This window comes from Aureibaculum koreense (assembly GCF_034296135.1).
In the GTDB taxonomy this organism is placed as follows: Bacteria; Bacteroidota; Bacteroidia; order Flavobacteriales; family Flavobacteriaceae; genus Aureibaculum.
On sequence record NZ_JAXKVV010000015.1, the window covers coordinates 1 to 16,276 of the forward strand.

A 16,276-nucleotide genomic window follows, 5' to 3' on the forward strand; every position below is an offset into this window, starting at 1 on the left:
ATTCTAGTACGAGAGGACCGAATTGGACCGACCTCTGGTGTACCAGTTGTTCCGCTAGGAGCACTGCTGGGTAGCTACGTCGGGAAGGGATAAGCGCTGAAAGCATATAAGCGCGAAACCCACTACTAGATGAGATTTCTTTAAAGGGTCGTGGAAGATTACCACGTTGATAGGCTATAGGTGTAAAGGCAGCAATGTCACAGCCGAGTAGTACTAATAACCCATAGGCTTATGTACGAAAGCCCCCTCCAACTCCCCCTCAAGGGGAGGGCACAGGGGGCTGAAAACTCTTTTTTTACAATGTGCACCAAAGCATTTGCGACGGTGTAAAAAAAGCCGTTTTGATTTGATTACGATTTTACGATATCATTATTTTTTATATGTCAACTTTTACAGTTGGTAACAACTGAAACAGTTTAAGGTGATTATAACGATAGGGCTCACCTCTTCCCATACCGAACAGAGAAGTTAAGCCTATCGGTGCAGATGGTACTGCCACCCGGTGGGAGAGTATGTCGTCGCCTTTCTTTTAAACCTTCATTATTTATTTAATGAAGGTTTTTTTATGAAAAAAATTAAAATATCATGTATTATATGTTCAATTTTAGAATTGTTTTATAAATAAAAGCCAAGTAGAATATTGTAATAGCAAAAATAGTATCTTAAATACAATTTTAATTGGTAGTCTATAAACCTATTATTTTTTAAATTTACAAAAATTTGTTTTTTAAACATTAATAAAAATAAAATGATGAAAATAAAATTAGCACTAATAGCACTAGTATCAATATTATTTTTGAATTGTGCTTCCACACAAAAAACAACAAACCTTTTTAATGGCAAAGATTTATCAGGTTGGGAAATATATGGAACTGAAAAGTGGGGTGTAGAAAATGGATTATTGGTTTGTGAAAGTGGACCAGACAAGCAGTATGGCTATTTGGCTACAGAAAAGGAATTTAAAGATTTTGAATTAACGATAGATTTTAAACAATCTGCAAATGGAAATAGTGGAGTGTTCTTTAGATCTAGTATTGAAGGTACAAAAATAGCTGGGTGGCAGGTAGAAGTTGCTCCACCTAAACATGATACCGGCGGTATTTATGAATCTTATGGAAGAGGCTGGCTAATAAAGCCAGATGCTGAAAAAGATAAATATTTGAAATTTGGCGAATGGAATACCATGAAAATTCGTGTAGTCGGAGACACAGTTACCACTTGGCTAAACGGGAATGAAATGATTATGCTTAAAGATGAAAAAATTGGAGAAGCTAATGGAAAAATTGCATTGCAAATTCACGATGGGGGAGGCATAAAAGTCTCTTGGAAAAACATTGTTATAAAAGAGTTGTAATGATTCCCTAACATGGCTTGCTATTTAAAAATAATATTCAGCAATTACGTTTATTATATTTTAATTGTATTTTTTCTCAATATTTCGTGGTTATCTTTTTCACAAAGTGAAATTATTTCAAAGAGTATAGATATTGAACAAGGTTTATCGCATACTCAAATTAAAATAGACAGTCTTTCCGATAATAAGCAATTTATCAATATTCTGAGATTTCTTAATAATAATTTAGATTATTTAGAACTTACTTCAGAAATAGGATTGAATAAATTAGATAAAACAAGTCTAATTGCTACTGAATACAATGCTTTGGCTGCTGTTAACGGCGGTTTTTTTAATATGAAAAGTGGTAATTTGGTTACCTATTTCGAAAAGAACGATACCATAGTCTATAAAACCATATCGGATTCAATACGCAGAAGCCAACCAGATTATTTTTTGAACGGTGCTGTAATAATCGATACAAATAATAAGCTTCAATTGGGGTTTGCACAGTTGGATGACTTTTACAAAGAATCAAAAAATGAAAAATTGGTGATGGTAACTGGCCCCGTGTTATTGAAAAATGGAAAATCGGTTGGGTTACCAATGATAGCATTTGTAATAAACAGACATCCTAGAACTTGTATTTGTACTTCTGACGAAGAAATATTTTTAATTACTATTGATGGTAGGAGTTTGTTAGCAAATGGAATGTCTCTTTTAGAGCTACAAAAATTTCTTTTAGATTTGGGCTGCAAAGATGCTTTGAACCTAGATGGTGGCGGTTCTACAACAATGTGGATTAAAGATAAAGGTATCGTTAACATGCCTAGCGATAAGAAAGGTGAAAGACCAGTTTCAAATGTTCTAATGATTGTTAACAAGAGTTAATTATTACAATTTGATTAAAAATTGATCAGATTGTAAGGTTATACTTTTCTAATATTGTTGAGATATCAAATGAATTAACTTCTTTTTTTAATTCGTTTGGAGTAGTTTTAAACTCTTCCTTGAAACGTTTTGTAAAGTATTTAGCATCTTTGTATCCAACGGTAAAAGCTGCTTCAGAGATATTATATCCTTTTTTTACAATAAGCAATGCCGCTTTTTTTAGCCTTAACGACCTGACAAATTCAACCAGTGACTTTCCTGTAATATCTTGACATTTTCTATAAATTACGGAATAGCTCATGTGCAAACTCTCAGATAGATCCTCTAATTTAAAATCGGAATTATCTAGTTGAATATCAAGTTGTTTTACCAAATCCTCCATAAAAATGTCATCCTTTGATTTTGAACTATTTTCTTTAGGTTTGCTTATAAGATCAATTTTATATCTAGCTACTATTTTTTCTTGATTGCTAATTGTATTTTCAATTTTCAGCAGCAACTCATGGAAATTAAATGGTTTTCTTAAATATTCTATAGCACCGGTTTTTAAACCTAAGAGTTTAAACTTACTTGAATTTTTGGCTGTTAATAGAATAATGGGAATATGAGCTGTAGATTTCGTTTTCTGAAGTATCTTGCACATCTCAAGACCATCCATAACGGGCATCATAATATCGCTAATTACTAGATCAGGTTTGTTTTTCTCAGCTAAAATTATTCCTTGTTTGCCATTTTCCGCAAATAGTAAGTTATATGATGTCTCCAAAACATCTCTTAAAAACATTTGCATTTCTATATTATCTTCTACTATCAATAACGTTTTTGATTTCTTTTTGGTAAGATCGTTTTTAAGTTCTAAATTGAATTGCTCAGGATATTTAACCGTTTGTTGTTTAGGTTCCTCTTTAGATTCGATAGTAACTTTTTCCTCATCTGAGAATAGATTTTCACTTTTACTTAGTATAACTGAAAAACAAGTTCCGTTTTGAGGTGAAGATACAACATCAATTTCTCCGTGATGTAATGATACCATTTCTTTGGTTAAAGCTAGTCCTATCCCAAGGCCTCTTTTATGTTTGCCAAGTTCAGATTGATAAAAAATTTTGAAAATATCATCAAGTTCTTGTTTAGGTATACCAGGACCCGAATCTGAAATGCAAATTTTAACCGTATCTGAGCTGCTATTATCTATTTTTATTATAATACTTCCTTCTCTTGGTGTAAACTTAAAAGCATTCGAGAGAAGATTATATATTACATGTTCAATTTTATCATTGTCATACCATATCATGATTTCTTCATCAGGAAAATCTTGAATTAAATCTATATTTTTAAAATTTGCCTGCTCGGAAAAGGATAAAGCGATCTCACTTAAATGGTTTTTAAGGTCATTTTTAGATGCATAAACCCTCAATCTACCCAATTCCCGGTTTCTTACCGTCATTAGTTCTTTAGCAATCCTAGACAATCTATTGGTATTGTTTTTTAATATTGACAACCGATTTTTTAACAATAAATTGCCATTGGCTTTGGCTCTTGAAAGCATATCATCAATGGGGCCCGATATTAATGTCAGTGGTGTTTGGATTTCATGTGACATCTTTGCGAAAAAATTCATTTTCAGGGCGTATAATTCTTTTTCCTTATAGTGTTGCCACTCTTCTTTGGCAAGTTTGTTTTTGAGTTTTATCCATCTAATAATACCGTATGTTAATAAAGCAACCAAAATAAAATAAACTGTATAGGCCCATGGATGTAGCCGCCAAGGGGCTTTAATATTAATACTGATATTTCTGGGGGCAATATCCCATTCTCCTTTCTTTGATCCTGATTTGACCTCAAAGGAATAACTGCCCGACGGAATATTTGTATAGGTTGCAATTCGTTCTTTTTTAGGAACGATCCAGTTTTCATCAAATCCCTTTAATCTATAGGCATAATAATAGTTAGAATTTAACAAATTATCAATAGCCGAAAATTGAAATGAGAAAGAAGATTGGTTGGCGTTCAAGTTCAAACTTTCAATGTTTTCAATTTTATCATTTAACTGATCAGGAATCATTAAACTGGCCGGTTTATTCAGAATTTCAATTGAATTTATATATAATTTGGCAACAGACTCTTTTTTAATCAAATCTCTAGGCATAAAAGAGTTTACACCGTCATTTCCTCCAAAATAAAATACACCTTCTTTATCTTTATAAGCTATCCTAAAATTGTTTTGGTAAAGTCCGTCGGTTTCATAATAAGACTTTACTTTATTGGTTTTTACATTATAGTGATGTATGCCATTTGTGCTTCCTAACCAGATATTATAAGGATTATCGACCAAAAGTGTAGTAAACGAAATGTCCTTTAAATTATCTTTATTTTGAAAAGAAATATATTTATTTCTAAGGATATCATATTTTATTAAAAACCCTGTTGTTGATACAATCCATAAGTTTCCATTAAAATCAGGTTTTATTCTTCTAATATTATTATTACTGTTAACTGTGTTATTTTTCGAGAAATACTCATGGTCTAAAAAATGGGATCCGCTCAAACCTTGTTTATCTTCGTTTAACTTGAATAGCCCTCTGCCAAATCCAACCCAAATGGTACCATTTTCATCTTCACAAATGTTTTTGGAAATCTGTCCATAAAGACCTTTATCATTATTATTAAAGATATGCAACGGGCTTCCGTTTTCAGAAAAAACATTAATTGCTACTCCAGATGTTGCCCAAATTCTGTTTTTTGAATCTTTAAAAAGTTCCCTAATATCAGGAGAATAGTTTCCAAAAGTGTCATGAGTGGTTATTTTTGAGAATGTTTCTTTTTTTATATTGTATATCCAAAGACCATTTTGATAAGTAGCAATCCAAATATTACCATGTGCATCCTCAATTAGATCTTGGATGTACCTTCCTTTAAAAAAAGATTTTCCTTTTTCGGTATTACCATAATGTATTCTTTTATTGGACGGAAAAACTCTATTTATTCCTTTACCATCAGTTCCAATCCATAATGACCCATCAGATGATTTTAACATGGTTAAAATACGATTAGGGTTATTATTTTTTGACCCGCTATAAAATTTTATTTTGTTATTATTATTAGGTAAAATATTTATTTGCCCGGTTTTTGTTACTATCCATTTATTTCCGTGTTTATCTTCGGTTATATAATTAATGGTATTACTACCAATAGAGAATTTGTTGACTTCATCATGTTTATAGATAACTATTTCGTCATTTGAAGGGTTAATTTTATATAAACCATCACCATCAGTGCCAGCCCAAATAATTCCGTCATCATCGCAAAACAAAGAAATAAACATACTAAATTTAGAACCTTGAGTGTTAATGTGATCGTATTGCTTAAAAATATTGTTTTTTATATCATATTTAAATAAACCCTGTAATTCTGTTGCAATCCATAAATGTCCATTTTTATCGATTGTTGTACTAATATTGCCAATATGATTACTAACAGGCAAATTAAGTTCCTTTAGATTTTTTGATATTACGTCGTAATGGTATAATTTATCTTTAGCAGTACTTATCCAAACCTTATCTTGCGTGATACAAATGTTCCTTATTATTTGTTCCACATTTTTTATTCTGGGAAGTTTTGTAATACTGTCCACTCCTGATAATTCATTATAAAAAAATAGGACACCGTTTCCAGAACCGAACCACATACCTTTTTTAGTACTTTTTATAGCAGAAATATTCGTTTTACCGTTTATGAGATCTAGGCTATCTTTGAACTTAGAGTATAAACCATTATTCGCTATTTTTTTAAGAGATCCATTTAAAGAAGAAAGCCAAAAATTGCCATTGTAGTCTTTAGAAAAAAGACGCCCCATATTTATATGGGCATCTGGGCCAAATATCTCTTTAAATGTAGTATAAGAAAAATCATACCCATTATACTTATATAAACCATTTCTCGTTGAAATCCACATATACCCCAAGTCATCTTCTACAATTTTTGAATTTCCAATAAAAGTTTTTGATAAACGAATAAAATTAGATTGTTCTTGAGCATTAGAATTATTGTAGCCCAAAACAATATTTAAAAATAGTATAAGTTTTAAAATTTTTTTCATTTGTATATACGGTCTATTACAAATTTTTGCTCTCCTCAAATTTACATGTTTTAGATATTATAAAAAATAGTATTCTTTTAAAATATATTTATTATTTATATAATATGCTTTAAATAAGCACAATATATTGAAAAACATGTAATATTGAATAATATACCCTCCACAATAGCTAAATAAACCTACCATAAATTTGAAGTCTAGTGATTAATATTGAGAATTGATTATTAACTCAAATTCATTTATTTATGAAAAAACTAATTTTAAAGGTATTTCTAGTTTTGTTTCTCTGTTTTTCGTACACTACACAGGCTCAAGATATAACAATAACTGGAACTGTACTTGATGAAACGAACTCACCTTTGCCTGGTGCCAGTATTCTGGTAAAAGGCACAAGTAATGGTGTAACAACAGATTTTGATGGTAAATATAGTATTGTAGCAAATCCTAAAGCTACATTAGTATTTAGCTTTGTAGGGTACAAAACTGTTGAAAGAGCTATTGACAACCGGACAGTTATTAATTTGGTAATGGAAGAAGATGCTTCGCAACTGGATGAAGTTGTTGTTGTAGGTTTTGGTACTCAGAAAAAAGCCAATGTAACTGGAGCTACGGGATTTGTTGAAATGGAAGATATTTTGGCAAATAGACCGGTAACCAATGCTATGGAGGCTATACAGGGAACTATTCCCGGTCTACAAATTTTAACAAACTCGGGGCAGCCCGGCTCATCTGGTTTAGATATCAATATTAGAGGTGTAACATCTATTAATGGAGGTGAACCCTTAATTTTAATGAACAACGTTCCAGTGTCTATCGAGGATATAAATCCGCAAGATGTGGCTTCTATTACTGTGTTAAAAGACGCATCGGCAACATCAATTTATGGTGCTCGGGCAGCTTTTGGTGTTGTACTCATAACGACCAAAAGTCCGGCAAGAGATCAACCCGTAAAGTTTAATTATTCTTCTACTTTTAGTTTTATGGAACCGGAAGATATACCGGACAAGGCTTCAACGTATGATTTTATAAACGCTTTGAACGATTGGGGTACAAATCCTTTTTGGACTGGACAAGACATTCCAACTTGGGTAGGTTTTTTAGAAGAGTATAGATCTAATCCGTCCACCTATCCTGAAGGCTATGCTGAATTTAATGGATTAAGATATCCATTGGCAGATACAGATTTAATTGGTGAATGGATTGATGACCCTGGCTTTACGCAAATACATAATTTCAGTTTTAGTGGTGGAGGTCCCAAAACAAGTTACAGGATTTCTGCAGGCTATAGTGATGAAGATGGTATTATCGTTACAAGAAATGATAGTTATAGAAAATATAATGTGAACGCTTCTTTAACAACAGATCTCACTTCTAAATTGAGCTCAACTACAAACATTATTTATAGAAATAGTGTTAGAAGAACACCTTTAGGTAGTTACAGCAATTCAATAAGCTTTAATCCTTACACTCCTGCAAGTGGTAATTTTGTATTAGATGATGGTACTGAGGTACCTTATGATACCCCTGCCAATAGGGAGCGAATAAAAGTAGCACCAGAAATATTAAATGATAATATTCGTTTTTTCCAAAAATTGGATTATAACCTTGTTAAAGGTTTACATTTGATAGGCGAATATACTTTTGAAAAAAAGAATTTAACCAGAATTACTAGTGATAACCAAATATTGACGGCAAACCCCGAAAGATTTGTTTTAAATGCCGTTGACCCTGTTAATACTTTTTTCAGAAAGCAAAACACACAAACTGCCTACAATGCCTTTAATGTGTATGGCAAATACGATTTTGACATCAATGAACACAACTTTAGCTTGCTTGCAGGTGCCAATAGTGAAGAAAGTAGCATTGAATCTTTTGATGCTCAAAGAAATAACCTTATTAACGTCGATCTCCCTTCGTTATCTGGTGCTACCGGCACACAAACAACAGATGACTCTTATGGGGAATGGGCAGTTTTAGGTTACTTCGGAAGGCTAAACTATAACTACAAAGAAAGGTACTTTTTAGAATTAAGTGGTCGTTATGATGGTTCTTCAAGATTCCCAAAAGATGACAGGTTTGGCTTTTTTCCATCTTTTTCTGCAGGATGGCATTTAGGTAAAGAAGATTTTATGGAGTCTATTGATTTTTTAACAAGCCTTAAATTAAGAGGTTCTTGGGGAGAAATTGGAAATCAAGTAATCAAAGAAGGCAATACACAGATATATTATCCTGCTATACCGGGTCTAGGCATAACGGATTATAGCGAATTTGGTTCTAATAATTGGCTTAGCGAAGAGACGGGTTCTCGATATTCTACGTTATTGCTTCCTAATTTAGTGAGTTCATCTTTTACATGGGAAACAGTACAAACTTTAAACTTAGGTTTTGATGCCTCTTTTTTTAATAATAGATTAAGTACTTCTTTTGATTGGTTTAAAAGAAAAACCTTAGATATGTTAGCACCGGGAGCTGAGCTTCCTGCTATTTTAGGTGCAGAAGCTCCGTTAGAAAATGTGGCAGATTTAGAATCCACAGGGTGGGAATTGGGTCTTACATGGAAAGATAAAATTAATGAATTTAACTATAGTCTAGGTTTTTCGCTCTCTGACAATCAAGCAAAGATTACTAAATTCGATAACCCTGCAGGTTTATTGAGCCAATATTATGTTGGTAGAATGTTCGGCGAGATTTGGGGCTACACTACGGATGGTTTTTATACAGAAGACGATTTTGTTGAAGGGACTTTAAATGCAGATCTTACCGGGGGAACCTTAAAAGATGGTATTCCGAGATGGGAAGGACGTAATCAAAATCCAGGAGATGTTAAATTTGTTGATAGAAATGGAGATGGGATTATTAACGATGGCAATAATACATTGGACAATCCGGGCGATAGAACAATTATTGGTAATACAAGAAGGAGATATCAATACGGCTTCTTTGGAAATTTTGATTATAAAAACTTTGACCTTTCGTTTTTGTTGAACGGTGTTGGTAAAAGGGATTTATATTTGAACAATCGTGTTCGTTTTCCTTATCCTGATGAATTTTCAGTAGTCTATCAATCACAATTAGATTATTGGACACCCGACAACAGAGATGCTTTTTTTCCACGAAACTACCCTTTAGGTGGCGTTAATTACGGTGTAAGTAGAAGCACTCAAACCAAATATATGTTGAACGGTGCTTATTTAAGAATGAAAAATATAACAATGGGTTATACTATACCCCAAAAATTATTGGATAAAATTAAAGTAGATAAATTGCGTATTTACGTTGCTGCTGAAAATCTCTTTAGTATTAACGATTATCCCGATGGTATTAATACAGAATTAGAAATAAGAGGGAATGGAGGGATTTACCCTTATCTCAGAAGCTATTCTGTTGGTTTAAACTTAACTTTTTAATTGTATAAAGATGAAAAAAATAAATATAATAATAACAATCTCTTTACTACTTCTATTAAGTGGTTGTAGTGAAGACTTTTTGGATAAACTACCCAAAGATCAGTTAACGGTAGAAACAACATTTACCACAAATGCTAATTTTGAAACCTATGCATGGGCCATGTATGCCGAGGCATTACCGGGGTATTGGGATCTAGCACCAATTAATAGGGAGAGAGGTAGTGATTTGATGGTTAACAATTCGGGTACACAAGGCGACCCTTTATTGTGGCAACAAAAAACGGTACCATCTTCTTCTAGCACTTGGACCAATGCATTTGTAAATATAAGACGTGCAAACTTGATGTTGGATAATATTGAAAATAGTCAATTGACCGATGATGAAAAAAACCATTGGAGAGGAGTTGGTTTGTTTTTTAGAGCCTATGAATATGTTGAATTGATTGCCAATTATGGGGAAGTACCTTGGATTGACAAAGCTTTAAGTGAAGCAGACGAAGATATATTATTTGGTCCTAAAATGGCAAGGGATGAATTGGCACAAAATGTATTAAACGATCTAAAAGAAGCTGAAACAAAAATAAGCCCTACAGGAAACGGACCTAATACTATTAATACAGATGTTGTCCGTGCATTAATATCAAGGTTTGGCCTGTATGAAGGTACTTGGAGAAAGTACCACGGTCTAGGTGGCGAATCAACATATCTCCAAGCTAGTGTAGATGCAAGTGCACAGTTAATAGCAGACCATCCTAATTTACACCCTAGCTATGATGAAGTTTTTAATAGTGAAACCTTAAAAGGCGTAGCTGGAATTTTGTTGTACAAGGCTTATGAATTTGGTATATTAAATGGACATTGGTCTCATTACAATAGAAGTTCTATCGGTCATGAAGATTTAACTAAAAAAGCTGTTGACCAATATTTATGTTTAGATGGACAAACAATTTTTACAAGTCCTCTTTTTGATGGAGAGCAAGATGCCTATGACGAGTTTAGAAACCGAGACCATAGATTGTATTTTAATACACCGCCACCTTTTAGGGTTGATACAGGTGGTAAAAACCAATTAACTTGGGAGTATGATTCGGATCCTAAGCATAGAGAATATATTGATTTAATGGAAACACTTAGTGATGATCAGCATAAAACGTTACCGACAATAAATTGGAGAGGTTTGGTAGTGAGAACATCACCACATTTTAGAAAGTTTAATGAAGGGCATGGGTATAATGTTACCTATTCAGGTTACGCATTTTATAAATTTTCAAATAAAATTAGTAGGTTGCAAAATAGAGATTCTCATGATGCCCCAATTTTTAGAATGGGAGAGGTGTTTTTGAATTACGCAGAGGCCATGTTTGAAATGGGGCAATTTACCCAAGAAATAGCAGATCAAACGATTAATAAATTAAGAGAGCGTGGTGCCGTTGCTCCTTTAGATATTGGAGCAGTGCCCAACGACCCAACAAGAGATGCTGATGTTGATGCAGTATTATGGGAAATTAGAAGAGAACGTGGTATTGAGTTTTTAGCCGAAGGTTTAGGAAGGGTGTTTGATATAAAACGCTGGAAAAAATTGGTTGAATATGGTGATGATGAAAAATTGGGAAGATGGGTAAATAATGCGGATTACAATAATAAATTGCCAGTGCAAGGTGGTGCTGCACAAGGTTATGTATCACCATTTGGTGTGCCACCGGGTGTGCCAGAATACTATTATTTAGAACCTATCCCCTCAGATCAAATTGTGCTAAACCCGCAATTGATTCAAAATACTGGATGGGAATAATTTGACGAATTATTTGAGTTAGTTTTATTAAGGATGCCTTAATAGTAAAGTAAGGCATCCTTATCTTTAATTATCTTTATGGTTAGTTATAACCATAGGAATCTACACTATATTATTATGCTGTTTATAAGAAATTCTTTATTTCTATTACTTTTTTGTCTCATCTTATTTTCTTGTAAGAACAAAGAAGCCAAAGTAGTGGAAGAACAAACCAAACCAAATATCTTACTCATTAATATTGACGATTTAGGTTGGAAAGATCTTAGTTTTATGGGTAATGATTTTTTTGAAACCCCAAATATTGATGCCTTATCTAAGGAAGGAATAATTTTTACCAACGGCTATGCCACCGCTGCAAATTGTGCCCCTAGCAGGGCAAATTTAATGACCGGGCAATTTCCTCAACGACATGGAATATATACGGTAGGTAATTCTGACAGGGGAAAGGCAAAGGATAGAAAATTGATTCCTACTAAAAACATAACAACATTACGGGATAGTTTTTTAACGCTACCCGAAGTTCTAAAAAATAATGGATATTCAACTTGTCATGCAGGCAAATGGCATTTGACCGACAACCCACTTGACAACGGATTTGATATAAATATTGGAGGAAATCATGCTGGTCATCCGTCAAGCTATTATCCACCTTATAAAAATGTGGATTTAGAAGCAGAAGAAGGGAAAAGATTAACGGATTTAATCATGGACAAAACCATTGATTTTCTTAGAACTGCGGAAAAACCTTTCTTTATAAATTATTCACCTTACGCTGTGCATACACCAATACAACCGGTAAAGGAATTGGTTGGTAAGTATAAAAATAAAACTTCGGAACAGGGTCATGATAATGCCAATTACGCAACTATGATAGAGAACATGGATGTTAATATTGGGCGTTTGGTTACAGCTTTAAAAGAGCAGGGAAAATTAAAAAATACATTTATTGTTTTTACTTCAGATAATGGAGGGTTGTATGCAGTGAGCAAACAACACCCATTAAGATCGGGCAAAGGAAGTTATTATGAAGGTGGTATCCGTGTACCATTCTTTTTCGTTAGGCCTGGTTACATAAAAGAAAATCAACAATCAGACGAACCGATAACAAACCTTGATTTGTATCCTACAATTTTAGAGGTTGCCAATATTAAAAAACCAGAAGATAAAATTTTAGATGGTAATAGCTTGGCAACTATCCTTACACAGGAAAAAACAACATTGGACAGACCTCTTTTTTGGCATTTCCCTATTTACTTACAAGCGGTTGCCAAAGTGAATGAAAATAGGGACGCTAAATTTAGAACACGACCTGGTTCTGTTATTCGGAAAGGAAATTGGAAATTGCACCATTATTTTGAGGATAATGGTATGGAACTTTATAACTTGCAGGACGATTTAGGTGAAAAAAATAATCTTGCTGAAAAAGAACCCGAAAAGACAAAAGAATTATTAAATTTATTAGACAATTGGAGGCAGAAAACCGATGCACCTGTTCCAATAGAATTAAATCCAGAATATAAAGGCGAGAATTAATGAAAAAACAATATTTTTTAGTGCTTATTCTTTTAGGTTTTTTCTATTCTTGTTCCGACGATATTTCATCTGTTGATATAGATAAAGAACCAGAGGTTGAAGAAGATGTTTGGTCTGTAAATAGACCTAATCAACACCCCTTAAATGTAGTGGTTTTTAAACCTACGGATGGTACAGTTGAAGACGAGATGTTAGATAAGGTTTCATCAATGATGCTTTATGTTCAAAAATGGTATGAAAAACAAATGGATATGCAAGGATACGGTAAAAAGACATTTGGACTTGTTACCAATCAGCATGGTAAATTGAAAATAACAGTGGTGTCAGGTTCTCAATCTAGTAGTTACTATAAGACCAAAGATAGGGAAGTAGATAATGAGGTCAATAAATATTTTGAAACTCATCCAACTGAAAAACTAAGTAACCATATTTTCATTCTAGGAAAAGATGGTAGTGGTGTACCATTCTACGGTTTAGGAAAAAATGCTTTTGCAACTTCCAAAGATTTTACTTTAACTTCGACGGGAAAATTCCTTGATGATTTAGAATTGATGGTTTGCGATAAGTTAGGAGGCATTATGCACGAACTGGGGCATGGACTCAATTTACCGCATTGTGCTCATAATGCTTCGGACTTGCCAAAAATAGCACTCATGTCCTTTGGAAATCATACATATCAAGAGACGAATAAATCTAATTTGGTTTTTTTAACAGGCTCAGACTGTGCTATTTTAAATGTTAGCGAGACATTTAATAGTAAAGATAAAGTATATTATGATAGTGATGCAAATGTTAAATTACTTTCTTATTCAGTAACTAAAGACAATGTTAATCAGGCAACTACCGTTAGTGGTTTGTTAACTTCTGAGGTTAAAGCAAATCATATATATGTTGGTCATAACGGTTACCCGTTAGAAGGTGGATATGATAATATTACATTTACCCAAGCACTTTTGCCCACAGCCAATCATAACGAGTATTCTTTTTCAATAAAAATGCCTTATTCAGATATTTTTAATGGCTATCAGGCTAAAGATCATATAGAGTTAAGTTTGGTAATTATTACTGAAAATGGCGAAAGAATAATGGCTTCTAGGTATGACTATACTATCGATGCCGGATCTCAAATTCCCAATGATGATATTCTGAAAAATTATAAAGCATTTGTTTTTTCTGACCGGTCAAATTGGAGTATTACTGCAAATACAAGCACAGCATCTCAAACGGCTAGCAACATGTTAGATGGTAATTTAAATACTTATTGGCATTCGGTTTGGCCCTATACAATTGTAGAAAAGGGAGATCATATCATAACCATAGATATGGGAGAAGAGAAAACATTTAAGGGACTGTATTTTCTTTCAGACAGACCGGGAGGACAATTTAGACCTAAAAAACTTAGTATTGAAACGAGTAACGATGGCAATACTTGGAATAAAATAAAGGAAAGTGCAATTACCTCTATTGAAGAAGCAAGGGAAATAAAAATTACTTTAGATACAGCAGTAACAACAAAAAATATAAGAGTAAAAGTAGATGAAATCTATCAATCTTCAGGTACAGAAGAAAATCTAATTTTTACAGAAATAGATATAATTAAAGAATAGCCAATATGAGAAAATTATCAATAAAAATTAGTTTAGCAAGTATTTTGCTAATTGTTTTATTTTCGTGTAAGTCAGAAAATAAGGATAAAACAGCAAATAAAGACGATATTAATAAACCAAATATCGTTTATATTTTGGCAGATGATCTGGGTTATGGAGAATTGGGGGCCTACGGTCAAGAAAAAATTGAAACACCTAATATTGATGCTTTAGCTAAAAGCGGAATGTTATTTAACCAACATTATTCTAGTGCTCCGGTATGTGCTCCGGCAAGGTATATGCTTTTAACGGGAAAGCACTCAGGGCATGCTTATATACGTGGTAACGATGAGTGGCGTGAGCGTGGCAAAGTTTGGGATTATAAAGAAATGATAAAAGATTCTACGTTGGAAGGACAAAGACCCGTACCAAAAAACACGTTGTTATTTCCCAAAAAATTACAAGAAATAGGTTATACTACTGCTGTTGTGGGCAAATGGGGATTGGGTGCTCCGCATACGGATGCGATACCCACAAAAATGGGTTTCGATTTTTTTTATGGATATAATTGTCAACGTCAGGCTCATACGTATTACCCCGTGCATTTATATGAAAACGAACATCGGGTATATTTGAATAACGATACCATTGCCCCCAATACGAAATTGGAAAAAGGAGCTGATCCAAACAATTCTGAAAGTTATACTTCTTATACATTAAATGATTATGCACCCGATTTAATGTTCGATCAGATTACAAAATTTGTAGATACCAATAAAGACAAACCTTTCTTTTTGTACTGGGCAAGCCCCATTCCCCATAACCCCATACAAGCACCTCAACGTTGGGTAGATTATTACAAGAAAAAATTTGGAAAAGAAGATCCTTATTTGGGAGAAAGAGGTTATTTTCCTCATCAAAACCCACGAGCAGGCTATGCCGCACAGATTTCATATTTAGATGAAAATGTAGGAAAATTAATCGCCCAATTAAAAGCCGAAGGAATTTATGACAATACTCTGATTATATTTACATCTGACAATGGTGTTACTTTCTCTGGCGGTACAGATGGCACTTTTTTTAATAGTTCGGGACAATTTGGTGAGGAATATGGTAGAGGAAAAGGATTTGTTTATGAGGGAGGAATTCGAGTTCCTATGATTGCCAGTTGGAAAGGTCAAATAAAAGAAGGAACGCAAACAGACTTAATTTCTGCTCATTATGATGTGATGGCAACTGTTGCCGAAATTACTGGGCAAAACAAACCTGAAAACACAGATGGAATTAGCTTTTTACCAACGCTTTTGGGAGAAAATGACAAACAGAAAAAACATGAGTTTTTATTTTGGGAATTTCCCGAATATGGTGGTCAAGTAGCCATTAGAATGGGTGATTGGAAAGTTATTCGCCAAAATTTGAAAAATGATAAAAAAGAACCGACATTAGAATTGTATAACTTAAAAGATGACCCACAAGAACTTAATAATATTGCGGAAAAACACCCTGAAATTTTAGAAAAAGCGGCTAAGATTTTTTCAGAGCAACATGAAGATTCAGAAGTTGAAAGGTTTAGAATACCTTTGGTTGAAAATGGGTTGTTATCCAATAGATAAGTCAATATAAAGTGAAGCTAATTTT

At 33.4% G+C, this 16,276-nt stretch carries 8 protein-coding genes and 2 rRNA genes; 9 read left to right on the plus strand and 1 reads right to left on the minus strand.

What is annotated here, in order from left to right; all coding sequences use genetic code 11:
- The 4 genes from UMM65_RS12370 to UMM65_RS12385 all read left to right on the plus strand — a co-directional run.
- Positions 1 to 237, plus strand: a 23S ribosomal RNA gene (locus UMM65_RS12370); the annotation flags it as partial.
- 180 nt (positions 238 to 417) lie between these two features.
- Positions 418 to 527, plus strand: a 5S ribosomal RNA gene (gene rrf, locus UMM65_RS12375).
- Positions 528 to 748: 221 nt separating this feature from the next.
- Positions 749 to 1,354, plus strand: coding sequence for a 3-keto-disaccharide hydrolase (locus tag UMM65_RS12380; RefSeq protein WP_321976910.1), 606 nt, complete (start codon positions 749 to 751; stop codon positions 1,352 to 1,354).
- A gap of 12 nt (positions 1,355 to 1,366) precedes the next feature.
- A complete protein-coding gene (locus tag UMM65_RS12385) occupies positions 1,367 to 2,224 on the plus strand; it encodes a phosphodiester glycosidase family protein (protein WP_321976911.1) in 858 nt (285 codons plus the stop codon).
- A 25-nt stretch (positions 2,225 to 2,249) separates the two neighbouring features.
- On the opposite strand, the gene UMM65_RS12390 is transcribed toward UMM65_RS12385, so the two are convergent.
- Entirely contained in the window at positions 2,250 to 6,320 is a 4,071-nt protein-coding gene (locus UMM65_RS12390) for a hybrid sensor histidine kinase/response regulator transcription factor (RefSeq protein WP_321976912.1), read from the minus strand.
- A gap of 245 nt (positions 6,321 to 6,565) precedes the next feature.
- Here UMM65_RS12390 and UMM65_RS12395 point away from each other — a divergent pair, with 245 nt between their 5' ends.
- The 5 genes from UMM65_RS12395 (at position 6,566) to UMM65_RS12415 (ending at position 16,251) form a co-directional block, all read left to right on the plus strand.
- Positions 6,566 to 9,727 (plus strand): SusC/RagA family TonB-linked outer membrane protein, encoded by a 3,162-nt coding sequence (locus UMM65_RS12395; RefSeq protein ID WP_321976913.1) that lies wholly within the window; start codon positions 6,566 to 6,568, stop codon positions 9,725 to 9,727.
- Between the two features lie 10 nt (positions 9,728 to 9,737).
- The gene (locus UMM65_RS12400; protein WP_321976914.1) at positions 9,738 to 11,519 is read left to right on the plus strand and encodes a RagB/SusD family nutrient uptake outer membrane protein; all 1,782 of its coding nucleotides are present in this window, start codon (positions 9,738 to 9,740) and stop codon (positions 11,517 to 11,519) included.
- A gap of 117 nt (positions 11,520 to 11,636) precedes the next feature.
- Positions 11,637 to 13,052 (plus strand): sulfatase, encoded by a 1,416-nt coding sequence (locus UMM65_RS12405; protein ID WP_321976916.1) that lies wholly within the window; start codon positions 11,637 to 11,639, stop codon positions 13,050 to 13,052.
- Positions 13,052 to 14,659, plus strand: a complete 1,608-nt coding sequence (locus tag UMM65_RS12410; protein WP_321976917.1) for a discoidin domain-containing protein — start codon at positions 13,052 to 13,054, stop codon at positions 14,657 to 14,659. The genes UMM65_RS12405 and UMM65_RS12410 overlap by 1 nt, the downstream gene beginning before the upstream one ends.
- Positions 14,660 to 14,664: 5 nt before the next feature.
- On the plus strand, positions 14,665 to 16,251 hold the full coding sequence (locus UMM65_RS12415) for an arylsulfatase (RefSeq protein WP_321976918.1): 1,587 nt from the start codon (positions 14,665 to 14,667) through the stop codon (positions 16,249 to 16,251).
- Positions 16,252 to 16,276: the final 25 nt, after the last annotated feature.

Coding starts and splice junctions, on each gene's coding strand:
- UMM65_RS12380 (WP_321976910.1), top strand. CDS start 749: ATGATGAAAATAAAATTAGCACTAATAGCACTAGTATCAATATTATTT.
- UMM65_RS12395 (WP_321976913.1), top strand. CDS start 6,566: ATGAAAAAACTAATTTTAAAGGTATTTCTAGTTTTGTTTCTCTGTTTT.
- UMM65_RS12400 (WP_321976914.1), top strand. CDS start 9,738: ATGAAAAAAATAAATATAATAATAACAATCTCTTTACTACTTCTATTA.
- UMM65_RS12415 (WP_321976918.1), top strand. CDS start 14,665: ATGAGAAAATTATCAATAAAAATTAGTTTAGCAAGTATTTTGCTAATT.
- UMM65_RS12385 (WP_321976911.1), top strand. CDS start 1,367: ATGGCTTGCTATTTAAAAATAATATTCAGCAATTACGTTTATTATATT.
- UMM65_RS12410 (WP_321976917.1), top strand. CDS start 13,052: ATGAAAAAACAATATTTTTTAGTGCTTATTCTTTTAGGTTTTTTCTAT.
- UMM65_RS12405 (WP_321976916.1), top strand. CDS start 11,637: ATGCTGTTTATAAGAAATTCTTTATTTCTATTACTTTTTTGTCTCATC.
- UMM65_RS12390 (WP_321976912.1), bottom strand. CDS start 6,320: ATGAAAAAAATTTTAAAACTTATACTATTTTTAAATATTGTTTTGGGC.